This window comes from Asaia sp. A2, from assembly GCF_057319415.1.
Genome location: NZ_JBXWTO010000002.1, coordinates 145,036 through 168,595, shown reverse-complemented (window position 1 = coordinate 168,595; position 23,560 = coordinate 145,036). Strand labels below are relative to the sequence as shown.

The 23,560-nt window shown below is 60.4% G+C and carries 20 protein-coding genes and 1 tRNA gene; 6 read left to right on the top strand and 15 right to left on the bottom strand.

The window, feature by feature from the left end; genetic code table 11:
- Nucleotides 1-144 precede the first annotated feature (144 nt).
- From clpX to ACWNRM_RS03060, 5 genes are all read right to left on the bottom strand, one after another.
- Complete coding sequence (clpX, locus tag ACWNRM_RS03080) at nt 145-1,413, bottom strand: ATP-dependent Clp protease ATP-binding subunit ClpX (RefSeq protein ID WP_023977493.1); 1,269 nt, start codon at nt 1,411-1,413, stop codon at nt 145-147.
- A 207-nt stretch (nt 1,414-1,620) separates the two neighbouring features.
- Entirely contained in the window at nt 1,621-2,259 is a 639-nt protein-coding gene (locus ACWNRM_RS03075) for an ATP-dependent Clp protease proteolytic subunit (RefSeq protein ID WP_023977494.1), read from the bottom strand.
- Nucleotides 2,260-2,401: 142 nt separating this feature from the next.
- The gene (gene tig, locus ACWNRM_RS03070) at nt 2,402-3,733 is read right to left on the bottom strand and encodes a trigger factor (protein WP_485169441.1); all 1,332 of its coding nucleotides are present in this window, start codon (nt 3,731-3,733) and stop codon (nt 2,402-2,404) included.
- A gap of 103 nt (nt 3,734-3,836) precedes the next feature.
- Nucleotides 3,837-3,921 (bottom strand) — tRNA-Leu (locus ACWNRM_RS03065).
- 99 nt (nt 3,922-4,020) lie between these two features.
- Nucleotides 4,021-5,484: an NAD(P)H-hydrate dehydratase gene (locus tag ACWNRM_RS03060; RefSeq protein ID WP_485169440.1), complete on the bottom strand. Its 1,464-nt coding sequence runs from the start codon at nt 5,482-5,484 to the stop codon at nt 4,021-4,023.
- A 95-nt stretch (nt 5,485-5,579) separates the two neighbouring features.
- Between ACWNRM_RS03060 and ACWNRM_RS03055 the strand changes: the two genes are divergently transcribed.
- The 3 genes from ACWNRM_RS03055 (at nt 5,580) to ACWNRM_RS03045 (ending at nt 10,123) form a co-directional block, all read left to right on the top strand.
- Nucleotides 5,580-6,062: a hypothetical protein gene (locus ACWNRM_RS03055; protein WP_231944661.1), complete on the top strand. Its 483-nt coding sequence runs from the start codon at nt 5,580-5,582 to the stop codon at nt 6,060-6,062.
- A 296-nt stretch (nt 6,063-6,358) separates the two neighbouring features.
- Nucleotides 6,359-8,830, top strand: a complete 2,472-nt coding sequence (locus tag ACWNRM_RS03050; RefSeq protein ID WP_485169512.1) for a DEAD/DEAH box helicase — start codon at nt 6,359-6,361, stop codon at nt 8,828-8,830.
- A gap of 6 nt (nt 8,831-8,836) precedes the next feature.
- A complete protein-coding gene (locus tag ACWNRM_RS03045) occupies nt 8,837-10,123 on the top strand; it encodes a class I SAM-dependent RNA methyltransferase (protein ID WP_485169439.1) in 1,287 nt (428 codons plus the stop codon).
- Here the strand turns inward: ACWNRM_RS03045 and ACWNRM_RS03040 are convergent.
- The 8 genes from ACWNRM_RS03040 to ACWNRM_RS03005 form a co-directional block, all read right to left on the bottom strand.
- Nucleotides 10,114-10,485: a HesB/IscA family protein gene (locus tag ACWNRM_RS03040; RefSeq protein ID WP_485169438.1), complete on the bottom strand. Its 372-nt coding sequence runs from the start codon at nt 10,483-10,485 to the stop codon at nt 10,114-10,116. The two genes, ACWNRM_RS03045 and ACWNRM_RS03040, sit on opposite strands and share 10 nt — an antisense overlap.
- Before the next feature lie 14 nt (nt 10,486-10,499).
- Entirely contained in the window at nt 10,500-10,880 is a 381-nt protein-coding gene (locus tag ACWNRM_RS03035; RefSeq protein WP_485169437.1) for an SUF system Fe-S cluster assembly protein, read from the bottom strand.
- Nucleotides 10,881-10,896: 16 nt separating this feature from the next.
- Nucleotides 10,897-12,135 (bottom strand): aminotransferase class V-fold PLP-dependent enzyme, encoded by a 1,239-nt coding sequence (locus ACWNRM_RS03030; RefSeq protein WP_485169436.1) that lies wholly within the window; start codon nt 12,133-12,135, stop codon nt 10,897-10,899.
- Nucleotides 12,132-13,349 carry a Fe-S cluster assembly protein SufD gene (gene sufD / locus ACWNRM_RS03025; protein ID WP_485169435.1) on the bottom strand — a complete coding sequence of 406 codons (1,218 nt, stop codon included), beginning with the start codon at nt 13,347-13,349 and terminating at the stop codon, nt 12,132-12,134. The genes ACWNRM_RS03030 and sufD overlap by 4 nt, the downstream gene beginning before the upstream one ends.
- Nucleotides 13,346-14,116 (bottom strand): Fe-S cluster assembly ATPase SufC, encoded by a 771-nt coding sequence (gene sufC, locus ACWNRM_RS03020; RefSeq protein WP_062164355.1) that lies wholly within the window; start codon nt 14,114-14,116, stop codon nt 13,346-13,348. The genes sufD and sufC overlap by 4 nt, the downstream gene beginning before the upstream one ends.
- Nucleotides 14,117-14,127: 11 nt before the next feature.
- Nucleotides 14,128-15,618: a Fe-S cluster assembly protein SufB gene (gene sufB / locus ACWNRM_RS03015; protein WP_485169434.1), complete on the bottom strand. Its 1,491-nt coding sequence runs from the start codon at nt 15,616-15,618 to the stop codon at nt 14,128-14,130.
- Nucleotide 15,619: 1 nt separating this feature from the next.
- Nucleotides 15,620-16,105, bottom strand: a complete 486-nt coding sequence (locus ACWNRM_RS03010) for an SUF system Fe-S cluster assembly regulator (RefSeq protein WP_023977505.1) — start codon at nt 16,103-16,105, stop codon at nt 15,620-15,622.
- A 187-nt stretch (nt 16,106-16,292) separates the two neighbouring features.
- The gene (locus ACWNRM_RS03005) at nt 16,293-17,624 is read right to left on the bottom strand and encodes a DUF445 domain-containing protein (RefSeq protein WP_485169433.1); all 1,332 of its coding nucleotides are present in this window, start codon (nt 17,622-17,624) and stop codon (nt 16,293-16,295) included.
- 251 nt (nt 17,625-17,875) lie between these two features.
- Between ACWNRM_RS03005 and ACWNRM_RS03000 the strand changes: the two genes are divergently transcribed.
- The 3 genes from ACWNRM_RS03000 to ACWNRM_RS02990 all read left to right on the top strand — a co-directional run bounded on the left by ACWNRM_RS03000 (nt 17,876) and on the right by ACWNRM_RS02990 (nt 21,485).
- Entirely contained in the window at nt 17,876-20,629 is a 2,754-nt protein-coding gene (locus ACWNRM_RS03000; RefSeq protein WP_485169511.1) for a phosphoenolpyruvate carboxylase, read from the top strand.
- 170 nt (nt 20,630-20,799) lie between these two features.
- Nucleotides 20,800-21,129, top strand: coding sequence for a hypothetical protein (locus ACWNRM_RS02995; RefSeq protein ID WP_485169432.1), 330 nt, complete (start codon nt 20,800-20,802; stop codon nt 21,127-21,129).
- Nucleotides 21,130-21,227: 98 nt separating this feature from the next.
- Nucleotides 21,228-21,485 carry a GlsB/YeaQ/YmgE family stress response membrane protein gene (locus ACWNRM_RS02990; protein WP_485169431.1) on the top strand — a complete coding sequence of 86 codons (258 nt, stop codon included), beginning with the start codon at nt 21,228-21,230 and terminating at the stop codon, nt 21,483-21,485.
- A 48-nt stretch (nt 21,486-21,533) separates the two neighbouring features.
- Here ACWNRM_RS02990 and ACWNRM_RS02985 read toward each other — a convergent pair whose 3' ends face one another.
- Both ACWNRM_RS02985 and ACWNRM_RS02980 read right to left on the bottom strand, forming a co-directional pair.
- The gene (locus ACWNRM_RS02985) at nt 21,534-22,475 is read right to left on the bottom strand and encodes an ABC transporter substrate-binding protein (protein WP_485169430.1); all 942 of its coding nucleotides are present in this window, start codon (nt 22,473-22,475) and stop codon (nt 21,534-21,536) included.
- A 59-nt stretch (nt 22,476-22,534) separates the two neighbouring features.
- A complete protein-coding gene (locus ACWNRM_RS02980) occupies nt 22,535-23,554 on the bottom strand; it encodes an ABC transporter permease subunit (RefSeq protein WP_264815038.1) in 1,020 nt (339 codons plus the stop codon).
- Between the last annotated feature and the right edge of the window lie 6 nt (nt 23,555-23,560).

Here is a 23,560-nt window from a genome sequence, read left to right as displayed (position 1 = left end):
TCCTTGAGGACGATCGTGACGCGGTCACCCGGAACTCTGGCGTGACCTGCGTCGCATCTTTGCTGTCCGAAAAGACAGTATCCCCTTATGTGAGGATGAAGGGCTGGTGCGGCAAGCCAGCCCCGAAGTTTTTGCCTGATTGGCTCAGGCGGATTGTTCGGCAGGCTCCGCAGCCTTGCCCTTGCCATACACATAGACAGGTGCCGCACGGTTTTCGGCAACGTCCTTGTTGATCACGACCTCTTCCACACCATCGAGCCCCGGAAGATCGAACATGGTGCCAAGCAGGATGGCTTCCATGATCGAGCGCAGACCACGCGCCCCGGTTTTGCGGGCAATGGCACGCTGGGCAATCTGCACCAGGGCATCATCAGTGAAGGTCAGCGCCACACCTTCCATCTGGAACAGACGCTGATACTGCTTGACCAGAGCGTTCTTGGGTTTCGACAGAATGGCAACCAGCGTCTCCTCGTCGAGATCCTCAAGCGTCGCGACAACCGGCAGACGACCGATAAATTCGGGGATCAGCCCGAATTTCAGCAGATCCTCAGGCTCGACGTCATGGAGCACCGCGCCGAGACGGCGGTCATCGGGGTTCTGCACATCAGCACCAAAGCCGATGCCCGAGCCCTTGCCACGAGCGGAAATGATCTTGTCCAACCCGGCGAACGCACCGCCGCAGATAAACAGCATGTTCGTGGTATCCACCTGCAGGAACTCCTGCTGCGGATGCTTGCGCCCACCTTGAGGGGGGACAGAGGCCACGGTCCCTTCCATCAGCTTCAGCAGAGCCTGCTGCACACCTTCACCGCTCACATCGCGGGTAATCGAGGGATTGTCCGATTTGCGCGAAATCTTGTCGATTTCGTCGATATAGACAATGCCACGCTGCGCCCGCTCGACATTGTAATCGGCGGCCTGCAGGAGCTTGAGGATGATGTTCTCGACATCCTCGCCCACATAACCGGCTTCAGTCAGGGTTGTGGCGTCGGCCATGGTGAACGGCACGTCGAGGATACGTGCAAGCGTCTGGGCCAGAAGCGTCTTGCCCGAACCGGTCGGGCCGATGAGCATGATATTGGACTTTGCAATCTCGATATCATTGCTCTTCTGGGCATGAGCCAGACGCTTGTAATGGTTGTGCACAGCCACAGACAGCGCACGCTTGGCAATGAACTGACCGATCACGTAATCATCGAGAACCTTGCAGATCTCTTTCGGGGTTGGCACCCCGTCACGTGACTTCACGAGATGCGTCTTGTGCTCTTCACGGATGATATCCATGCACAGCTCAACGCATTCATCACAGATGAAAACGGTTGGACCGGCAATCAGCTTGCGCACCTCGTGCTGCGATTTACCGCAGAACGAGCAATACAGGGTGTTTTTCGAATCGCCGGTCTTGTTATTCATCGCTGCTCCTCCTCCCCGATCCGGCGCATCAGTGATGACGCCCCGACAGGGGGAACTTCAAACTTAGGCCAGGCGACAGAAGCCCGGCAAGCCCCTCCGGCAAGAGGCAATAATTGGAAACCTGGGGGCAATCACAGGGCGGGATTGCCCGTTCGCCGCGTAGGGCCCGGCAGGAGGGCCGGACCTCGCAACCGGAGAGCAAGGGCCTCAGCCCGGCTCGGCAACACTCTTGGGGCGTGCCTGAACAACCTCATCGACCAGACCGAAGGCCTTTGCTTCATCTGCCGAGAGGTAGGAATCACGCTCAAGCTTCTGCTCGATTTCCTCAAGCGTACGCCCGGTGTGATGACGGTAGATCTCGTTGAGGCGCTTGCGGATTTCGAGAATCTCGCGTGCCTGGATCTCGATATCCGATGCCTGGCCCTGAGCGCCGCCTGAAGGCTGATGCACCATGACGCGGGCATTGGGGAGGCAGAACCGACGTCCCTTCTCACCGGCTGCAAGCAGCAGCGAACCCATCGATGCCGCCTGACCAATGCACACCGTGCTTACAGGGCAGCGGATGTACTGCATCGTGTCGTACATCGCGAGGCCAGCTGAAACCACACCACCGGGGCTGTTGATGTAGAACGAGATTTCCTTGCTCGGATTGACGCTCTCCAGATAGAGAAGCTGAGCCGAGATGACAGCGGCCACCTGGTCGTAGACCGGGCCTGTCAGGAAAATGATCCGCTCCTGAAGCAGGCGGGAATAGATATCGAAAGCGCGTTCGCCGCGTGACGTCTGCTCGACGACCATCGGTACGAGCGCGTTGTTGAAGATCTCGACAGGATCGCGATCCCTCATGGCCATTTCCGTTCCTAACTGGCACCGGCCCCATCAGGGCCGGTGTGTGACTTCTCTCATCTTGGTATGGCCACCATGAACGCCTAGAGCCCGTCCGTCAAAAAACGAACGGACTCCAGACATTTCGGCGCGAATCAGACGATCAGAGATCGGCAGGCGGAATCTCTGCCAGCTCTTCCGGCGTGACTTCCTTCTCGGTGACCTTGGCCAGCTCGATCAGATAATCGACAACCTTGTTTTCGAGAATCGGGCCACGGAGACCATCGGCTGCCTGCGGGTTCTTGCTGAAGAACTCGAAAACGGCCTGCTCCTGACCGGGGTAGCGCATGGCTTCCTGACGGACAGCCTGCATCAGTTCCTCACGGGTCACCGTGATTTCCTTGGTGCGGCCGATTTCTGCCAGCAGCAGACCCAGCTTTACGCGACGCTCGGCAATCTTGCGGTAATCGGCGCGCAGGGTCTCTTCGTCCTTACCTGCGTCTTCCTCATCCATCTCACCCGAAGCGCGATCCTGCTCGACGCGCTGCCAGATCTGGCCGAACTCGCTCTCGACCATGCTCTCGGGCGCTTCGAAATCGGTCTTGTCCGACAGGGCATCCAGCAGCTCGCGCTTGATGCGCAGACGCGACAGCTGGCCGTATTCGCCTTCAGCCTGCTTGACGATGATGTCACGCACCTGGGCGATGTTCTCGAATCCGATCTTCTTGGCCAGCTCGTCATCAAGCGCCGGATCAACCGGAGTCTTGAGCGCATTCGCCTTGATGTCGAAGGTTGCTTCCTTGCCAGCCAGTTCCTTGGCCTGATACTCGGCGGGGAACGTGACCGTAATCACCTTCTCTTCGCCAGCCTTCATGCCTTCGAGCTGCTCGGCAAAGCCAGGGATGAAGCCGTCGCCACCGATCTCGACATTGACGTCCTGCGCCGTGCCACCATCGAAGGGCGTGCCATCGAGCTTGCCCACGAAGTCGCAGTTCACAACGTCACCGGTACGGGCAGCGCGATCTTCCTCGATCATCTCGAAGCTGCGCTGACGCTTTGCCAGCTCGGCCAGAGCCTTGTCGATGGTCTCGTCGCTCGGCTTGGCCGTCAGGCGGGTCAGTTCGAGACCCGACAGATCCGGCACGGCGATTTCGGGCAGGACTTCCAGCTCGATCTTGAAAACGAGATCACCTTCACCTTCGCCACCGGAAACCAGTTCGACCTTGGGCTGCACGGCGGGGCGCAGCTTGTTGTCTTCCAGCACCTTGTTGGTGGAGTCGTTGACAGCCTGCTCCATGATCTCGCCGTTCAGGGCGGCGCCATAGCGCTGCTTGACGAGCGATGCGGGCACCTTGCCGGGGCGGAAGCCGGGCAGATTGATCGTGCGGCCGAGCTCGGCGAGACGAGCGGCGCGTCGCGCCTCCAGATCGCCAGCCGGCACAGTGACGGTAAAGCCGCGCTTCAGACCTTCGGATTGCGTTTGGGTAACCTGCATCTGTCAGGCGATCCTCTATTGACCGGGTTGCCATCGGGGCCCCGCGCCCGGCTTCATCGCAGCACAGGCAAGGCAGGAAGCCCCGACTAAGGAGAAAATTTTTTGGTACGGGCGGAGGGACTTGAACCCCCACGACTTGCGCCACCAGAACCTAAATCTGGCGTGTCTGCCAATTCCACCACGCCCGCACACTCGGATCAGAGTAAACTGAGCCGTCAAGCGCGCCGCTTTACAGCAAGATCAATCTTTTCACAAGACGGGGTGCTCCACGGCATGCCCATAAGCTTTCACACCTGCGCATGCGCAGCAGCGTGAAGGGCGATTGCCAGCGCCCGCGCATCACCAAGATAAGTATCCAGTGCCTCGACAACAGGCCAGTTGCCAGCCTTTATCCCTGCTTCGCCGTGCAGCCAGGCCCCGGCACAACTGGCTTCCCAGGCCGGCATACCTGCCGCCAGCATCGTGGCAATCACACCGGCCAGCGTGTCTCCGGAGCCTGCCGTGGCCAGTGCCGGACTCGCATGATCGTTGAGCATCACCCGTCCATCCGGCGCTGCGATAATGCTCACAGCCCCTTTGAGAAGCACCACGCAATCAAGCTTCTCCGCCGCAGCACGCGCGGCCTGGACCAGATCCTTGCCGGGCGCACCGAATAACTTGGTAAATTCTCCGATATGGGGCGTGATGACCGACACGCCGCGCAGCTTTTCCGGAACGCCATCGGCCCAACCAAGCGCTCCGGCATCCGCAAGAACGATACGACCCGCGCGGAGCAGGCTCGGCAATGCCGCTTCCACTTCCTCAGGCGTCAGTCCCGGTCCGCAGAGCCAGACCTTGCGCCGTTCATCCTCAAGCAACGCCGGTAGGGGCGCATCGTCGATCACCAGTCCGGGCGCACCCAGGCGATAAGCCTGTGCAGCCTTGCCAGCGCTGATCCGCACAAGCCCGGCCCCGCTCGCCCGTGCACCCGCTGCCGCCAGACGTGTGGCACCCGGCATGACCGCCCCGCCACAAAGACTGACCACGCCGCGAGTGTATTTGTGGTCATTGGGCGACATGGACGGAATGGCCCAGAGCGCGGGGTGGTTGAGCCATATGTCAGGGGCGGCGTGCGCCACGCAGTCTTTCGGCATGCCGATATCCGCGCAGATCACCTCCCCGCAGACCGAACGCGCAGGGTACAGCACATGCCCCGGTTTGGGCCGCACGAACGTAACACTCATGAGGTAATCCGGCACCTCTCGGGAGGCACGATCCTTGACCAGCAACTCGCCAGTGCGGCCATTGACAAAACTTGGCAGATCGATCGCCACCAGCTTTTTCGCGCTGGCCAGCATGGTCATCACCTCGTCCGATGGAGCCCGATCGAGCCCGGCCCCAAAAACAGCATCGATCACCAGATCGGCACGTGCCGCACTTTCCTGATCAAAAACGACATGCCTGCCATGAAAGCGCGCCGCTGCCTGAGCAGCTACGGTGCCTGCCCGAGGTGCGGCCAGCGCCGCCACCTGAACCGGCCACCCCGCGCGCTCGAGATAGCGCGCCGCCACATAGCCATCGCCTCCATTATTGCCAGGCCCACACAGGACCAGCACGCGGCACGGGGCGAACCGCGTTCTGACGGCCTGCGCCACTGCCCAACCAGCGCGCTCCATTAACGCCTCGATGCCGATACCATGGCTCGCCATGTCATCCATTGCGGCACACTGCGCAGGGTCGGGCAGACAGAAACGTAGCGGCAAGGCTGTCATGAATTCACTCCACTGTTGATGATTTCGCGCATACTGCTAGGGAACGTCGCAGCAACCCCGTGTATTCATGATGCCGCCCTTTTGAGGGCTGGTTCATGCGCGAACCGACCCGTTATGGAGCCCCCATGTCGAACCCGTTTCTCTGGAGCCTCGTTCTCGCCATCCATCTGTTATGCATGGCGTACTGGATTGGCGGCGGTCTCTATGCAGCCATTGTGAGCCGCAGCACCGTGGCCCTTTTGGAGCCCGCACAGCGCCAGAACGTCCAGATGCAGCTCATCGCGCGTTATTTTCGTACCCTGCTGCACATCATCCCGACCGCGCTGGTGACGGGATGGCTGCTCGTCATTCATACGGGTGGCTTTGCGAATATGAGCCTGCCGATCAACCTCATGCAGGGTCTTGCGCTTGTCATGGCACTGATTTTCGTGAGCGCTTATCTCGGTCCGTTCCAGAGCCTTCGCCGCGCCATCCGCCCGCAGCCTGCCCTGTTCAACAAGGTCCGCCAGCGCGTGATCATTATGGTCGGTGTTGGTGTCCTGACCGTGCTTTGCGCGGCTATGGGCGGCAATATGTAGGCAGAAAATGACCCCGTCCCGGGCCTGCCTATACGGGCTGGCGCGACGGGCAGAATGAGAGACGCGCAAAATTCCCCGTAAAATCTTGCCTTTTGCCTGATTTCGCGATAACGCACAGGCAATTGGCCAGCATGACGAGCTGACCTGTTTGAGAATATGCAGCGCCAAGGCACCGCATCATTTCTGGACCTCCAAAGTTATCAGAGAGCAGTTTGACCGCAAAATCGACCGCAGGTTCTGCAAAGACCTCCACCACACGCAAGAAACGTTCCACCTCAAAGACGGAACAATCCGTGATGGAGGCCGTGGCTGACACACAGCCGCGCAACAGCAAACCCAAGGCCTCGGTTGCGGCGCCCGTCGCAAAAGCTGCACGCAAGACAAAGACTTCGGCAGCGCGCCCAGCCAAGGCAGGCGCCATCAAGACGGCAGCGACGAAAGCTGCTTCCGAGCCCGAGATCAACGCGACAGACTCCACTACCGCCAAGACCACGGCCAAAGCAAAATCCACCACGCGCAAGGCCACCAAACCCGCAACGGCAGGCAGCAAGGCTGACGGGCCGAAATCCGCAGGCCGCCGCTCCTCGCGCAGCAAGGACGCCAGCGCGACCGAGATCGAGGCCGTCGTGATCGCTCCTGCTGACGCGAGCCCAGAAGGGCCAGTCTCGCCCGAACAGCCTGCCAAGCGCAAACCGGGCCGCCCGCGCAAGACGGCTGCCGCTGCAAAAATTGCAGAGAGCGAGGTCAAAAGCGACTACACAGCAACGCCAGCTGAGAAGCCACGCCGCGGCAGAAAACCCGCTGCGCCCAAGCAGGAAAAAGCAATTGCTGAGGCCGCAACACCTGTCACAGACGAGCCCAAGCCTCGCGCCGGTCGTCCCTCACGTCGCAACAGCGCCCCCAGCACGTCCCCGGCAGAAACACGTAGCCGCGCTGTAAAGAAAGCCGCCGGGAAGGTTGCCGCGCAGGATAACGCGCCAGCCGTGAGCAGCCCCACGGTTGCTGGACCCGAAGCCCCTACCCCCGCGGTTTCCGAGCCTGAGGCACAGAGCGACAACCGTGCAACGCGCTCGCGTCGTCGGCGTGATGGCAGGAACTCAGCCCGTGCGGCTACAGCGGACGCATCGCCCGCTGATGCTGCGACCAAAACGCAAGACACCCCTCCTGCGAGCACAACCGAGTCAGTCGAGTCTGATACGGCACTGCAGGCCCTCGTTGATGCGCCCAAGCCGCTCTTTTCCGAACTCGGCCTCTCTGCACCAATCATGCGTGCCATCGAGGAAATGGGGTACGAGCACCCAACCCCGATTCAGGCGCGAGCCATTCCGGTCGTTTTGAGCGGACAGGATGTGCTGGGTGTCGCCCAGACGGGCACCGGCAAGACAGCGTCCTTCACCCTGCCCATGCTGGAGAAACTCGCAGGCTCGCGCGCTCGCGCCCGCATGCCACGTTCTCTCATTCTGGAACCGACGCGCGAGCTTGCACTGCAGGTTGCAGAAAACCTCGCGCTCTATGGCAAGCATCTGCGGCTCAACCATGCCCTGCTGATTGGTGGCGAGAGCATGGCTGACCAGCGTGCGGTACTTAATCAGGGTGTTGATATCCTGATCGCCACGCCGGGCCGCCTCATGGATCTTTTCGATCGCGGCGGGCTGCTTCTGACTCAGACCGGCATTCTGGTCATCGACGAGGCGGATCGTATGCTGGATATGGGGTTCATTCCCGATATCACGCGCATTGTCTCCATGCTGCCAGTGCACCGCCAGACCCTGCTGTTCTCGGCTACGATGGCCCCGGAGATCCGCACTCTGGCCGATCAATTTCTGCATCTGCCTGAGGAAATCACGGTTTCCCGTCCTTCATCGGTTGCCACAACCATTGAAGAGGCGTTGCTGATCGTTGATGAACACGACAAACGTCGCGTCCTGCGCAAGCTGCTGCGTCGCGAAAACGTGCAAAACGCCATCATATTCTGCAACCGCAAGCGCGACGTAGATGTGCTTTACAAATCGCTGCACAAGCACGGCTTCGCGGTTGGGCACCTGCACGGCGATCTGGCCCAGTCTCTGCGCTTCAAGACGCTGGAACGCTTCAAGGCTGGCGAATTGCAGATTCTCGTCTGTTCCGACGTTGCGGCTCGCGGCATCGATATTGGCGGATTGTCACATGTCTTCAATTTTGACCTGCCCTTCAATGCCGAGGATTATATCCACCGCATTGGTCGTACGGGACGTGCGGGCAAGACAGGTCATGCCTTCAGCCTGGCCTCACCTCGCCAGAAGCTTCTGGCTGAGGGTATCGAAAAGCTGAAACACGCGCCGATTCCGATGGTCGAAGTCGAGGGCATCGACACTCTCCCCTGGGCCGATCCGGAGCAGGAAGGCAGCCAGAACGAGCGTCGTGAGCGACGCGGGAAAGACCGCGGCGGTCGCCAGAACCGCCACGGCGAAAACCGTGACCGTGACCGTGACCGTGACCGTGACCGTGACCGTGACCGTGACCGTGACCGTGACCGTGACCGTGCAGCTGCTTCCGAACCGGCGCGTCAAGCATCGCGCCCGAAGCAGGATGCAACGATCGAGCGTCACTCTCGCGAGCATGCGAGCGCCGACCGCGGTTCCATAGCGCCGACGAACGCCTTCGATCACGACGCACCGCGCACGGGCTTCGGCCATGAGACCCCGGCCTTCATGCTCCTGCCGCGTCGCAATCGCCGGATCGAGAATGAAGATCAGATCGGTCCGATCCAGCATCGCGGTACTGTCTGAGCGATCATGGCGTCCCTGATTGATACAACCGTTCTCTCCTACGGGGCGAACGGCGACGGGCTTGTCCTTATCGATGACAAGCCCGCCTATATTCCGCAAGCCGTCCCCGGAGACCGCCTGAAGCTTCGTGTTGGCAGCGATCGGCATATCGAAGTTCTCGATATCGACAGCGCTTCCGCCAATCGCGTTACCCCTGTCTGCGCGCTGTTTGACAGTTGCGGCGGCTGTTCCATGCAGACAACCACCCTCCCGGCACTCCTCGAATGGAAGACAGGCCTCGTAGCGCACGCGTTGCAGCGTGCGGGCTTCGACAATCTACCCCGTATCGAAGCCATGCAGGTGCCGATTGAGAGCCGCCGCCGCATCGATCTGGCGTTCCAGCGCCTACCCGGCCGGATTATCCTTGGGCTGCATCGCCGTCATGGCGATGTCGTGGATATGACCGAGTGTCATGTCATCGATCCTGCCCTTTTTGCGCTGCTCGCTCCCCTGCGCGAGGTTCTTGCCTCACTCGGCGCCGTCACAGGTGGGGGTGATCTGCAGATCAATCTCTACAGCTCCGGCCCCGATATTCTGCTGTCGACGGACGCAGCTCTTGTACCGACCGATCGGGTAAAGCTCGCCAATTTCGGCCAGACACACAAGATCCCGCGTATCTCATGGCGCTCGAAGCGCCGCCCGAATGACGGCTATGAAATCGTTGCCCAGCAGGGCCCGGTCTTTCACGCCTTCGGCAGCGTAAAGCTCACACCGCCCCCCGGCGGATTTCTGCAGGCCAGCACCCAGAGCGAGACTGCCATTGCCGAGGCCGTTCTCGCCGCTCTGCCTGCGCTGAACCGTCGCGACCCTATCGTCGAGTTGTTCGCTGGTTTCGGCACATTGACCGTGCCTCTCGCGCAGAAGGGCCGTGTTCTCGCCTATGAGGGCCACTTCGAGGCCATTGCTGCGCTGAAGTCGGGCGCGATTGGCCAGCGTATCGAGACAACGCATCGCGATCTGACGCGTCAGCCGCTTATCGCAAAAGAACTTGAAAAGGCGCGCGTTGTCATTCTGGACCCGCCTCACGCAGGTGCGCTGATCCAGATGGATCATATCGCACGGTCCAAGGTCGAAGACATCATCTATGTCAGCTGCAACCCGCAGGCGCTTAGCAAGGATTCGGCACTCCTGAAAAAGGCGGGATACGATGTGCTGTCGATCGCGGTTATCGACCAGTTCCTCTGGTCGACCGAGGTTGAAGCCGTCATCGCCTTTACCAGAAGCAAGAAGCGGCTCTCACGTCGTCAGACGTGAAAGCTCTCGCCACAGCCACAACGGCCTTTCTCGTTCGGATTGGTGAAGGTGAAGCCGGATTCGAGATCCTTGACCTCGTAATCCATCACCGTGCCGATCAGAAACAGGGTCGCCTTGCGATCGACCAGCACGTCCACCCCGTGATCGGTCACGCGCTCATCACCGGGCGACACGCTCTCCACAAAGCTCATGTCATAGGACATGCCTGAACAGCCACGCGTGTTCACGCCAATACGCAAAAGCTGGCCCTTGTTTGCGCCCTCATAAAGCTTCTTCAGCCGTGTGGCGGCGCGCTCGGTCATCTGCATCAGGGGCGGCAGGGCACGCTTCACCGGTGCTGGGGCGGTTGTCGTATCGCTCATGATTCTCTCCCGGTTCAGAACATGTTCAGCGCAAGGCGGGCGTCGTCGCTCATACGGCTCATATCCCATGGTGGATCCCAGACAATCGAAACACTCGCATTGCTGACACCGGGAAGCGCCGCCACAGCCTCACGCACCTGCTCGGGCAATTCCTGCGCGCTCGGGCAATTCGGGGCGGTCAACGTCATTTCGATATCCACGCGGCCATCATCATGCAGGTCGATGGCGTAGATCAGCCCCAGCTCGTAGATATTGACCGGTATTTCCGGGTCATAAACAGTCGCAATGGCCGATATGACGCTGTCCTCGTCCGGAACTCCGGTTTGAGCCTCTGGCGCTGGCGTTTCCGCCGGAGCGCCAAGCGGTCTGGTCAGGATGTGACCTTCTTCAGACATGAAAGACCTCCCTTGGTCAGACCAGCATCTGACGGGCGCGTGCTACGCCCTTCACCAATGCGTCGATATCATTTCGTGTGGTGTAAACGCCGAAGCTCGCTCGTGCCGTAGCCGTCAGGCCAAGGCGTCTGATCAGTGGCTCGGCGCAATGTTGACCGGCACGTATCGCAATACCCTGCCGGTCCAGCAGCACCGCCAGATCATGTGGGTGCGCGCCCTCGACAATGAAAGAGACCACACCGCCCTGTTCTGCCGGTAAACCAATCAGTTTCACGCCTGCGCTGCCACCCAGCACGTCACGCGTATAGGCCACAAGCGCATTTTCATGGGCGGCGATGGATGCAGCGCCCAGCTCTTCCATGAAAGAAAGCGCAGCGCCAAGCCCGATCACTTCAATGATGGGGGGCGTTCCCGCCTCGAACTTGTGCGGAATAGCGGCCCAACTCGATTTCTCGAAACTCACAGTCTCGATCATTTCGCCGCCACCAAGGAATGGCGGCATGGCATTGAGCAACGCGCTGCGTGCCCAGAGCACACCGATCCCGGTCGGGCCGTAGAGCTTGTGCCCTGTGCAGACAAAGAAGTCAGCGTCCAGATCCTGCACGTCAATCGCGCGATGCACGGCCGATTGTGACCCGTCGAGCAGGATTTTCGCCCCGTATTGATGGGCCAGACTTGCCAAAGTTTTTGCGGGTGTCAGCGTGCCCAGAACGTTGGACATATGCGTGATGGCCACAAGCCCGACGCGGCCATCGGCCAGCAGGGCTTCATAGGCATCGAGATCGAGATCGCCAGTCTCAGTGATGGGGGCGACGCGCAGTTCGATCCCGGTGCGGTCACGCAGCATCTGCCAGGGCACGAGATTGGAGTGATGCTCAAGTTCCGAAATCAGCACCGCCTGACCCGGCTTGAGCAAGGCACCGTAGGAGTGAGCAACGAGATTGATGGCCTCGGTGCTGTTGCGCGTGAAGATAACCTCATGACGATCGGGGGCGTTCAGAAAACGCGCAACCTGCGTACGCACCGATTCATAGGCTTCGGTCGTACGCTCGCTCATCCAGTGCAGCCCGCGATGGATATTCGCGTATTGATGCTGCATCGCGTGCGTCATGGCCTCGATCACGCAATCCGGTTTCTGGGACGACGCCGCGCTGTCCAGAAAGACAAGCGGGCGGCCATGAACCGTCTCGGACAGGATCGGAAACCGGCTGCGCAAGGCAGCAAAACGGTCGAGCATGTCGATTGAGGACATCATCCCTCTCTTTTTTGCCACCACGCATCCACGCGCTGGTCGAGCAGCGCATGAGCGGCCTCGTCAGTCACGAGAGACAGCGCATCCAGCAGGAAGGCACGCACGAGAATGGCCCGTGCTTCCGCATAGGGGATGCCGCGCGCGCGCAGATAGAAAAGCTGCTCGTCATCAAGCGCACCAACGGTCGCGCCATGGCTGCACTTCACGTCATCCGCATAGATTTCCAGCTCGGGCTTGCTGTCAATCTGGGCCTTCTCCGAAAGAAGAAGTGCCTGGTTCATCTGATAGCCATCGGTTTTCTGAGCAACGCGATAAACGTGGATTTTGCCCTGGAACACGCCATGAGCCGCATCCATAAGCACGTTCTTGACGGTCTGGCGCGAATTGCAATCGGGAGCAGCGTGGGTGATGACCGATGTAAGATCAGCATGCTGCGTACCGGCCAGAAGCTGGGCCGCATTCACATGCACCACGGCATGCTTTCCAGCCAGATGCGCCAGCACCTCATGTCGCGAGAGCCTGCCCCCCAGCGTCAGGGTGAAGCTGTCATACGTTCCATGCTCAGCCACGCAGGCATTGACGAAGGCCAGGTTGGTGGACTCAAGGCTATCCTGCTGGACGCGCAGATGGGTCAGATGCGCTTTTTCCGCGACTGACACCGTAAGGCTCGGATTGGCAAGATAGCCCCCCTCACCCGACTGGATATCGAGCAGGGTCATCGAAGCCCCGGCCTCAAGCGTGACCTGATGCGCAAGATGGGTCGAGACCGGCGTATCAGTCGTCACCAGCGAAACGAGGCAGACCTGACCGGCCTGAACGTTCTCCGGCACAACCAGAGACAGACCCGGCTGACGCAGGGCGTTGTTGAGCACGCTCAAAGGCCGATCGGCCACCAGCGAGGCCACGTCGCTCGTGATGACAACACCCTCCGGCAGGCGTGTCAGCCCAGAAACCAGCGACCCGTTGATGAAGACAACGCGATTTCCGGTGCGCGCTTCAGGGGCCAGACGGGCGAGGAGCGCTTCCGCATCACCAAGCGACACGGGACTAGGCGCGTCGAAGCTCGTTTTCTCGATCTCGCGAAGCGGCGTATAGCGCCACGCTTCGGCACGACGCTGGGGCAGGCCCTGCTGCGCGAGCAGCGCGCGGGCTTCACCCTCATGGGCACGTGTCAGAAACGACCCGACCGCAGGCGACAAGGCTGCGACGTCGCTCATGCCACCGCCTCGAGATATTGCTGATAACCCTGGGCTTCCAGTGCGAGCGCCACTTCTGCGCCACCACTGTGGATGATGCGTCCCTTGGCCATCACATGCACGCGGTCCGGCTGGATATAATCCAGCAGACGCTGATGATGGGTGATGATCAGCGCCGAGAAATCAGGCCCGCGCAGGCTGTTGACGCCCTCGGCCACGATACGCAGGGCGTCGATATCGAGGCCACTATCGGTCTCGTCGAGGATCGCGAATTTCGGGCGAAGCATGCGCATCTGAAGCACCTCGTTGCGCTTCTTCTCGCCACCCGAAAAGCCGACATTCACGTTGCGCTTGAGCATGTCGTCTGACATGTGCAGGTGCTTGGTTTCTGCACGAACCGCCTTCAGGAAGCCGACAGCATCCAGCTCGTCTTCCTTGCGGGCGCGACGAACGGCGTTGACGGCCGTGCGAAGGAAATTCGCGTTATTGACGCCTGGCAGTTCCACAGGGGCCTGAAAGGCAAGGAACAGACCAAGTGCCGCACGCTCTTCCGGCTCGAGGGCCAGCAGATCCTCGCCCTGGAAGGAGGCGCTGCCACCCGTGACTTCATAATCGTCACGCCCGGCCAGCACGTAAGACAGGGTCGACTTGCCCGATCCGTTGGGCCCCATGATGGCGTGAATTTCGCCCTTGGGTACTTCGAGATCCAGACCGCGCAGAATCTCCTTGGGGGTTCCGTTATCGTCGATCTGCGCACAGAGACCGGAAATTTTCAGAAAATCATTCATGTTGCGGCTCTTTACCCGACGCTACCTTCAAGACTGAGTTGCAGGAGCTTCTGTGCTTCCACTGCAAACTCCATGGGGAGTTCCTTCAGGACATCCTTGCAGAACCCGTTGACGATCAGACCCACCGCATCTTCTTCCGACAGGCCACGGGACCGGCAATAGAACAGCTGGTCCTCGGAAATTTTCGAAGTAGTCGCCTCATGTTCGACACGGGCCGTCATGTTGCGGTTCTCGATATAGGGCACGGTATGCGCGCCACACTGATCACCGATCAGCAGGCTGTCACACTGCGTGAAATTGCGAGCACCACGTGCCTTGGGCATCATGCGCACCAGTCCGCGATAGGTGCTGTCCGAATGTCCGGCCGAGATGGTCTTGGCGATGATGGTCGAGCGCGTGTTTGGCGCCAGATGGATCATCTTCGTGCCCGTATCAGCCTGCTGGCGGTTATTGGTCACGGCCACCGAGTAGAACTCGCCAACTGAGCCCTCACCCGCCAAAATGCAGGACGGATATTTCCATGTAATGGCGGAGCCGGTCTCGACCTGTGTCCAGGAGATCTTGGCATTGCGACCGCGGCAGGCGCCGCGTTTGGTCACGAAATTATAGATGCCGCCCTTGCCGTTCTCGTCGCCGGGATACCAGTTCTGTACCGTCGAATACTTGATGGTGGCATCATTCATGGCCACCAGTTCAACCACGGCGGCATGAAGCTGGTTCTCGTCGCGCATCGGCGCGGTGCAGCCCTCAAGGTACGAGACGGTTGCGCGGTCCTCACAGATGATCAGCGTACGCTCGAACTGCCCGGTATTGCGGGCATTGATGCGGAAATAGGTCGACAGCTCCATTGGGCAACGCACACCCTCTGGCACATAGACAAACGAGCCATCAGTGAACACGGCGGAGTTGAGCGCAGCGAAGAAATTATCGCTGACCGGCACAACCGAGCCGAGATAACGCTTCACCAGTTCGGGATGCTCGCGAATGGCGTCCGATATCGGACAGAAAATCACGCCAGCCTCTTCCAGAGTCTTGCGGAATGTCGTCACGACCGAAACGGAATCAAACACGGCATCGACCGCCACGGGCAGGCGTGCCTCAGGCTCGCCAGCGCCTTCGACCCCGGCCAGAATGGCCTGCTCGTACAGTGGGATACCCAGCTTTTCATAGGTCCGCAGCAGCTCGGGATCGACCTCCTCCAGCGATTTCGGGCCGGGTTTCGTCTTCGGCTCGGCGAAGTAGAAAGCATCCTGATAGTCGATGGCAGGATAATGGGGCTTCTGCCAGCTTGGCTCTTCCATGGACTTCCAGGCACGGAAGGCCTGAAGACGCCATTCGAGCATCCATTCAGGTTCCTGCTTGCGCGCGGAAATGAACCGGATCGTATCCTCGCTCAGGCCCTTGGGCGCGAACTCCATTTCGATCTCGGTCTCGAAACCCCATTTATAGGTCGATTGGCCGAGGGTTTCGACGGCTTCGCGTGTTTCGGTTACGGCTGGCATGTCATCCCTCCCTGGCAGGATGCTGGTCGTGATTCTCGGCATGATCATGCGTCACACAGCGCGACGCCGGCATGAAGCCCCCCGAGAGATGGGCGCGGCTCATATCCGCCAGATTGATGGCTTCAAGGGTCGAGCGAATGGCCGTGTTCACCATGTCCCACTGCCCCGAAGAAAGAGAGCAGAGCGACTTGGCCTCGCATACACGTCCCTCGACACAGGCTGTGAGTGCAATCGGACCATCGACCGAAGTGATAACGGCGGCGATCGAGATATCGGAGAGCGACCGGGCCAGACGGTAGCCACCTCGTGCCCCGCGATGCGAGGCCACAAGCCCGTCTGCTGCCAGCCCCTTGAGAAGCTTGGCAACCGTCGGCTCGGGCACACCGGTCGCACCCGCGAGCGCAGTGGCTGTCATGAGCGTGTCCTGTTGGCCAAGCTGCACGAGCAGAACCGTAGCGTAATCAGCGAGTTTCGATAACCTGAGCATTCTGCTCCCTCGATCAGTTCCGCATGGACAGAAATTAAAGACCTAAATGGTGCTATTTTTCTAGCAGATGCGCGTCCGAGGCTCCCGCGTCAACCCTTTTCGCCTTTTGTCATGCGGATAAAACAGGTGTTTGTGCATCCTGCGCGCGAGGTATGACCGCACAGGGCTTGCACCGCAGGACGATGGGTCAGCCCAGATGGCCGAAACAGAGCCGCATGAACATGTCCAGCATTGCGCCGACCACGAAACCGACCAATGTACCGTTGATACGGATGTATTGAAGATCGCGCCCTACGCGCTGCTCCAGCCGCGCGGACAGTTCCGCTGGGTCCCATCGCTCCATGACCGATGCAATATAGACGGCCAGTTTGTCGCGCAGTGAAGGCAGGATACGTACAAGCGTCGTCCGCAGCGTCTGCTCAAGACGCGCGCGCATGGTGGGGTCATGGTCGAGTTGGTCAGCCAGACTCTGGAGGGCCGTTTCGATCACGCTGCGGCTCCACCCACTCTCGCTGGACAGATCATCCTCGGCGAGGGTCCGGAAACGCTGCCATATTTCGGACCACCACAGCTTGAGGCTGTCATGCCCCAGATAACCGCTCACAGCATCACCAAAACGCGCCCGCCGCTCGGGGTCCTGCTCCAACCGGTCGATTTCTGCACGTATCCAGCTGGTAAAACCCTCACGCAGCTCCGAATCCTGCGGGTCGATCCGCTCAAGCTCAAGATAAAGCGCTGTGATCACACGATTGGCGACAGAAGGACCAATGGCCCAGCCAATCATGCGACCGCCCTGCTCACGCACACGCTCCTCGATAAAGCCACGCAATGTCGCCTCGCGCTTTTGCACGGCGCCCTTGAAGCGCTCCAGTAGCGCAGACAGCACCTCCTGATGCAATTCATCCTCAACCAGAGCACGCAAGGCCCGGGTTACCACATTGATGGAGGCCTCCCCACGGGCCAGCACTGGCAACGCTTTGGCAATAGCGGCACTGGCACGCCCGTCCTCCAGTCGGTCCAGCATGGCTGGTATACTGCGGCGCAAGGCAGAGCCTGCAGCATCTGCCGTGCGTGGCTGTCGCAGCAGGTTGGCCAGAATACGTGCCACATCCGCCGAAGCCAGCGCCCGACCGGCATCCTCTTCAGTGAAGAACTGAGTCGAGACAAACCGTCCCAGAGCCCGCGCCAGGCGGGGCTGCTGCCGTGGCAATACGGCCGTATGCGGTATGGGAAGGCCGAGCGGATGGCGAAACAGCGCCGTGACCGCAAACCAGTCGGCAATGCCCCCCACCACGCCCGCCCGCGCTCCGGAACGCAGGACCTCCAGGACAAGACTGTCGCGCACAAGCCCAAGCGCCGGGAGGCCAGCGGAAACCACCATGAGTCCGCCCATACCCAGCAACAGCCCGCCAGCCAGACGACGCGAGGCCCTGAGCGCCGCAAGAGCCTCGGCTTCAGTGGGGGACGTTTCTGCAGATCGCCGCGCAGACGATGGATTCTCGGAAAACGCTTGTTGCATGATGGATCGATTACCACCGGCGGGATAAAAAGTCCTGCACCTCTAGTGATCTACCATTGCCATCGCTCTTGGGGCATGGAAAACCGGGCACAGTCCGTGAACCGAATACAAGCGAGAGTGCCTTGTCCAATACCGCGCCGCATCACGCCTCTTCCGGAACGCCAGCCCTGCCCCACGAAGGCAAGGGCGATACAAAGACTGTGCTGGACCTGCGAGATGGCGCGGCTTTTGCCGAGCGCCTGACCGGCGAGATGCAGGCGCTTCAGGACCGTGCCGCCCACGAGCGTCACGCGCCTGACCCGATCGAAACGCTTTCCAGCCAGATTGGTGATGAACTGATTGACGGCGCCCTGTCAGTGCCCACGCTCGAAAACACCGTGCGTGTTCTGCGCGATACGAATCTAAAGCAGCGTGCGGCGCGTCTGCGCAGCTATGTCGGACTCAAGGATGAAACAACTCCTGCGGTACGTCTCGACGAGGCTGCCCGCCTGACCGTCGAGAGTTGCGACAACGTAGAGGCACTGGTGGCGCGCCTGTCGCGTCCCGGTTTCGCCGCTGTATTCACCGCTCATCCCACCTTCGCATTAGCCGATAACGTCTATCGTCACCTGGTCGAAATGGCGACCGAACCGAGCCATCGTCTGCCCGAGCTGAAATCCCATCGGCGCGAAGCAGCTCCGACGCTCGCGCACGAACAGAGTCTGGCCTTGACCGCCATATTGCGCGGTCGCGATGCACTGGACATTTTCAATGCTGCCATTCTCGATCATGCCAGCAGGCGTTGGCCGGACCAGAGCGAAACGCTGGGCACGCTCGATATCCGCACCCTGATTCTGGCAACCTGGGTCGGGTTCGACACGGATGGCCGCAGCGATATCCATTGGTGGGACACGTTGCGTATTCGGCTGGCGCTCAAGCGCACGCAGCTGGAACGCCTGCGCACACAGCTCGAATCCCTCCTGCCGCAGTGCTCGCAGCTGGTCGCCCGCATCGACGTCGCCCTTGGCGCGGTCAAGGAGCAGGAGGCTGCCTGCCCTGACCAGCAACATCACGATGCAAATGCCATCGCCGCCTTTGCGCAAGCGCTGGTAAGCCGACGCGAGTCCGCTCTTGTATCCGCCGAGACGCTGCGCCCCCTTTTCGATGAGGCTTTGTCGCTGGTCGACGGTGAAAAGCGCAGCGTCTTGCTGACCGCACGTTCAGGTTTCCTGGCGCATGGTCTCGGTGCGGCACATATCCACACACGCCTCAATGCAACGCAGATCTACAACGTCGTGCGCCATCGCCTCGGCATCGAGGACGACCCGACCATTCCCTCACGCCGCCGTCTGGTGCTGTCACAGATCAACGAGGCGCTGGAAGGGATCAAGGAGCCGATTCCGGTCGATTTCGGTGCGGTGATGATGGAGCAGTCCTCTGCTGGCCGTCTCATGATGACGATGGCGCAGATTCTGAAACACATCGACAGCGCCACACCCATACGCTTCCTGATTGCTGAAACAGAGAGCGGCTATACGCTTCTTGCCACCCTCTGGCTGGCCCGCCTTCTGGGTATTCGCGACGAGCAGATCCAGATCTCACCCCTTTTCGAGACGCAAAGCGCCCTCGAACATGGTGAGATCATTCTGGAAGAGGCTTTCCGCTCGCCGCACTGGCGTCAATATATCCGTAATAACGGTCGTCTCTGCCTGCAATTCGGCTATTCGGATTCGGGCCGCTATATCGGCCAGCTTGCTGCGACGAACCTCGTCGAGCGCCTCCGCCTGCGCACCCTGTCGCTCATGCAAAAGCACGGCATGCAGGATATCGAACTCGTCCTGTTCGACACCCATGGCGAGAGCATCGGCCGTGGGGCACACCCCTTCAGCCTGTCAGACCGCCTCAGCTATTTCTCGCCCGATCATACACGTGGCCTGTTCGCGAAAGCCGGCATCAGCCTGCGCGAGGAAGCCGCTTTTCAGGGTGGCGATGGCTATACCCTGTTCGGCACGGCCCCGCTGGCAGCCTCGACGATCGCCACGCTTGCAGAACATCTTGTGCGCCCGCTCTCCACATCGCGCGATCCAATTTATGACGAGCCTGATTTCTCCGCTGACTTTTTCTCGACCATCGCGCTCGACATGAGCAGCCTGGTGGAAGATCCGGGTTATGCAGGGCTTCTCGGCGCGTTCGGTCCGGCACTGATCGACAAATCGGGGTCACGCCCCTCGGCCCGTCAGGGCGATGGCATCAGTGTCACGCGCATTACCCATCCCAGCCAGCTTCGCGCCATCCCGAACAACGCCATTCTCGAGCAGCTCGGCTGGTGGACCAATGTGCTGCAGGGCTTCGGTACGGCTGCATCACGCCACCCGGAAACATTCGAGAAACTGGCCCGCAGCAGCCGTCGCTTCGGCCTTGCGCTCGACTTTGCCCGCCAGGCTGCGGCCCATTCGGATATCGGCGCCCTGCGTGGCATCGTGCGCCTGCTCGACCCCGGCACCTGGCTCGACCGGGCGGCTTCGGCACGCAATGAGGAACAGCGAAGCCAGCACCTCGTTCTCGCCGATGGTCTGGAAGGGCTCGAATTCTGGCGCAGCCTGCCAGCCATGTTCCGCCGCATCCAGGCTGACCATATCGCGCTCGAATCCGTCTGGAGCCACACGCTCAAGATGAGCGCGCAGGAGCGTACGCTGCACGCCATTCGCCATGCCGTGATTGGGCAGATCTGGCTGCTGGCTACACGCATCCCGTATTTCAGCCCGCGTAACGATATCAATCGTGAGACCCTGCTGCGCCTCGTGCTTCAGCTCGAAATTCCCGCCGTACTCAAGCGTCTTTCGGAAATCTTCCCGCAATCTGCGGGTATCGTGACCGATCTGGACTTCCACGAACCGAGCGGCCCACGTGACGATCACGGCTTCACGCGCGAGCATGGGGAAATCTTTGCCCCGATGGCACGCCTGTTTGCCCTGCTGCGTGAAATCAGCGTGGCGGTCATGCATGCCAATGGCTCGTTCGGCTAATTCAGTCTCCCCATGCAGTCCGTCCCGCCTCTACGGGGGGCTGGACTGCATGGCCGGGCGCGATGGCTGAACAAAACCCGTCCTGCCATCGTTCATGATCTGTGCGGCGCATCTTGCGCCCCTTGTCTGAAGCGGCGCCCAGTCGGCCCGCATCTTGGAAAGTAAAGATCATGATACGATACACTGCCCTGATTTTGTCACTCGCCGCACCCGGCATCGCGCAGGCCGCAGAGACAACGGGCATTCTCCCTGAGTCCGGGGTGAAATCGCCCTATTCCTCCCCTGCCGTGCCGACAACGATGAAGCCGCTTGCCGGCTCTCTCGCCTCCCTGCTCGATCAGGGGTACGCCATCACCACAACGACACAAACCGGGCCGGAACTCGTCATGACGCTGAGCCAGCGCGGCCACGTGGTGTTATGTGCGCTTACACCCCCGGACCTGCGCAATGACCAGAATATTCCGACATCGCGATGCTGGGCGCTCAACGCAGCGCATTGACCTGTCACCTTTGCGACGCAAGTGGCAGGTGTCATGACGAACGCTTCGTGGTACTCACGGCAACGTGATAGACTATCCTATCCAATCAAGGAGATGACATGCATCTGATCTGGACACTGATTGTCGGTTTCTTTGTGGGACTGATCGCGAAATTTCTGATGCCCGGCCGTGACCCGGGCGGTTTCATCATCACGATCTTTCTCGGTGTGGCTGGTGCGCTGCTGGCGAGCTGGATCGGCCAGAAGCTGCATTTCTATCATCCCGGCCAGCCTGCCGGTTTTGTTGCGTCCGTATTCGGCGCCATGATCCTTCTGCTGATCTATCGCCTGTTCGTGGCCAACAACCAGCGGAACTGAAAAAATCCCCCCGATGCCTTAGCACCGGGGGGATAGCTGAAAGGCGATTTACTCGCCGGTCCAGCCCTTGTAGCTGCCGACATTGTCACGCGTGATCAGGGTTGGCGGCATCAGGCGCACCGTACCCTTGGCAACCTTGCCATCCTTGATGGCCTGCCCCATCGCCACGCCGTCCTTGCCCATCTGGTAAGGGTCCTGGCTGGCCGAGGCCACCACCGACGAGCGCGAGTCCTTAAGCGACGAAACGATATCCGGCGCACCGTCGACAGAGGTAACGACAATTCCCTGACGATGGGCCTGGCGAATGGCCAGATCGCCACCGATTGCCTCGGGGTCATTGATGGCGAACACGCCCTTCAGGTTCGGGAAGCGCACCAGGAAGCCCTGCATCACCTTGAACCCGAGATCGCGCTCGGCACCACCATTCTGGTCGTCGCTAACGATCTTAATATCAGGGTACTTGGCAAGAACCTCCTTGCACCCCTTCACACGGTCGATAATCGACGAAACCTGCGGGCCATTTTCGATGGCGACCTCGCCCTTGCCGTCGATTTTCTTGGCCAGATACTCGCAGGAGATGCGCCCAGCGGCGACGTTATCTGTCTGGACCGTGCCATCGACACCCGCCGAGGCCACGTCAACCGCAATGACGGTTGCACCGGCCTTCTGCACACGTTTGACGGCAGGCATGACGGCCTGCGGGTCCACACCATTGAGCAGGATCAGATTCACGCCAGAGGTGACGAAGCTGTCCATCTGCGAGAACTGCTTGTTGAGATCGTAATCAGCCGACAACGCATTGATGCTGGCGCTCGGGGCGATGCTCTTGAGCTGTGTGGTGGCGCCCTTTACCAGTGCCACGAAGTAGGGATTGCCGAGCGAGCCGACAGAGACACCGACATTGCTGATGCCATCAGCCCGTGCCGCGGGCGCCGCCAGAACGGAGGAGAGAGCGAGAGCACCGAGGAAGAACTTCGTACGAGTGATCATCTTGAAAAATCCGAAACGGAAGAGAAACAAACTCTGGAACCGGTGGAATATATGGCGGCTCAGGTGCGGGCTGTCGGTGCACGGAACCTGTCGAGTGCCACGGCCACGATGATGACCAGACCCTTGACGATGAACTGCCAGATATCTGAGACGCCAATCAGGATGAGCCCGTTGGTGAGCACGGCAATCAGAAGAGCACCGACAAGCGTGCCCCAGATCGAACCGATACCGCCCACGAAAGAGGTTCCACCCAGAATGACTGCGGCAATTGCATCGAGCTCATAGGATTGACCAAGTTGCAGGCCGTTCGCTGCGTAGAGACGCGCCGACGACATGACTGCACCCAGCCCGGCCAGAAGGCCCGAAGCCGCATAGACGAACATGAGAACCAGACCGACACGAATACCGGCCAGACGCGCAGCGGACGGGTTGCCGCCAATCGCGTAGATATGCACACCCAGCACCGTGCGACGCAGGATGAACCAGCTTGCCACCACGACGGCAAAGGCAATGACTGCCAGCCAGGGAATGGTGAAGGTCGAGGTGATGGCGATGCCGTCATTACCGATCCATGCAAAAGAGAGATCGGGGTTGAAGATCGTGCGGTCATTGCCCATCAGGCGGGCAAGGCCGCGCACGGCGGTCAGCGTACCAAGGGTGACGATGAAAGGCGGTATCTTCACTCCTGCAATCAGCGCACCATTGAACACGCCAATCAGAAGCCCTGCGCCAAGGCAGGCAGGCACGGCAAGCCAGGCCAGATGCGGCAGGAGCGAGACGATCAGCCCGCACATGGCGGCAAAGGCGAGGATCGATCCGACAGAGAGGTCGATACCACCTGTCAGGATGACAAAGGTCATGCCCGAGGCCAGCACTGTGTTGATTGAGGCTTGCTGGGCAATGATGGAGAGGTTCTGGCCGGACAGGAAGCGATGACCACCCAGGAAATGGAAGCCCAGCGCGAGAAGGATCAGCACAGGCAGCATGCCCGCTGCCTGAAGGATGCTGCGCGTGGTGGCGCGTGCGTTCAGCTGGGCAGCTGGTGAGGCCGCCACCGCCGGGTTGAGAGTATTGCTCATGGAGAT

Coding starts and splice junctions, on each gene's coding strand:
- clpX (WP_023977493.1), bottom strand. CDS start 1,413: ATGAATAACAAGACCGGCGATTCGAAAAACACCCTGTATTGCTCGTTC.
- ACWNRM_RS03075 (WP_023977494.1), bottom strand. CDS start 2,259: ATGAGGGATCGCGATCCTGTCGAGATCTTCAACAACGCGCTCGTACCG.
- tig (WP_485169441.1), bottom strand. CDS start 3,733: ATGCAGGTTACCCAAACGCAATCCGAAGGTCTGAAGCGCGGCTTTACC.
- ACWNRM_RS03060 (WP_485169440.1), bottom strand. CDS start 5,484: ATGACAGCCTTGCCGCTACGTTTCTGTCTGCCCGACCCTGCGCAGTGT.
- ACWNRM_RS03055 (WP_231944661.1), top strand. CDS start 5,580: ATGCGCGAACCGACCCGTTATGGAGCCCCCATGTCGAACCCGTTTCTC.
- ACWNRM_RS03050 (WP_485169512.1), top strand. CDS start 6,359: ATGGAGGCCGTGGCTGACACACAGCCGCGCAACAGCAAACCCAAGGCC.
- ACWNRM_RS03045 (WP_485169439.1), top strand. CDS start 8,837: ATGGCGTCCCTGATTGATACAACCGTTCTCTCCTACGGGGCGAACGGC.
- ACWNRM_RS03040 (WP_485169438.1), bottom strand. CDS start 10,485: ATGAGCGATACGACAACCGCCCCAGCACCGGTGAAGCGTGCCCTGCCG.
- ACWNRM_RS03035 (WP_485169437.1), bottom strand. CDS start 10,880: ATGTCTGAAGAAGGTCACATCCTGACCAGACCGCTTGGCGCTCCGGCG.
- ACWNRM_RS03030 (WP_485169436.1), bottom strand. CDS start 12,135: ATGATGTCCTCAATCGACATGCTCGACCGTTTTGCTGCCTTGCGCAGC.
- sufD (WP_485169435.1), bottom strand. CDS start 13,349: ATGAGCGACGTCGCAGCCTTGTCGCCTGCGGTCGGGTCGTTTCTGACA.
- sufC (WP_062164355.1), bottom strand. CDS start 14,116: ATGAATGATTTTCTGAAAATTTCCGGTCTCTGTGCGCAGATCGACGAT.
- sufB (WP_485169434.1), bottom strand. CDS start 15,618: ATGCCAGCCGTAACCGAAACACGCGAAGCCGTCGAAACCCTCGGCCAA.
- ACWNRM_RS03010 (WP_023977505.1), bottom strand. CDS start 16,105: ATGCTCAGGTTATCGAAACTCGCTGATTACGCTACGGTTCTGCTCGTG.
- ACWNRM_RS03005 (WP_485169433.1), bottom strand. CDS start 17,624: ATGCAACAAGCGTTTTCCGAGAATCCATCGTCTGCGCGGCGATCTGCA.
- ACWNRM_RS03000 (WP_485169511.1), top strand. CDS start 17,876: ATGCAGGCGCTTCAGGACCGTGCCGCCCACGAGCGTCACGCGCCTGAC.
- ACWNRM_RS02995 (WP_485169432.1), top strand. CDS start 20,800: ATGATACGATACACTGCCCTGATTTTGTCACTCGCCGCACCCGGCATC.
- ACWNRM_RS02990 (WP_485169431.1), top strand. CDS start 21,228: ATGCATCTGATCTGGACACTGATTGTCGGTTTCTTTGTGGGACTGATC.
- ACWNRM_RS02985 (WP_485169430.1), bottom strand. CDS start 22,475: ATGATCACTCGTACGAAGTTCTTCCTCGGTGCTCTCGCTCTCTCCTCC.
- ACWNRM_RS02980 (WP_264815038.1), bottom strand. CDS start 23,554: ATGAGCAATACTCTCAACCCGGCGGTGGCGGCCTCACCAGCTGCCCAG.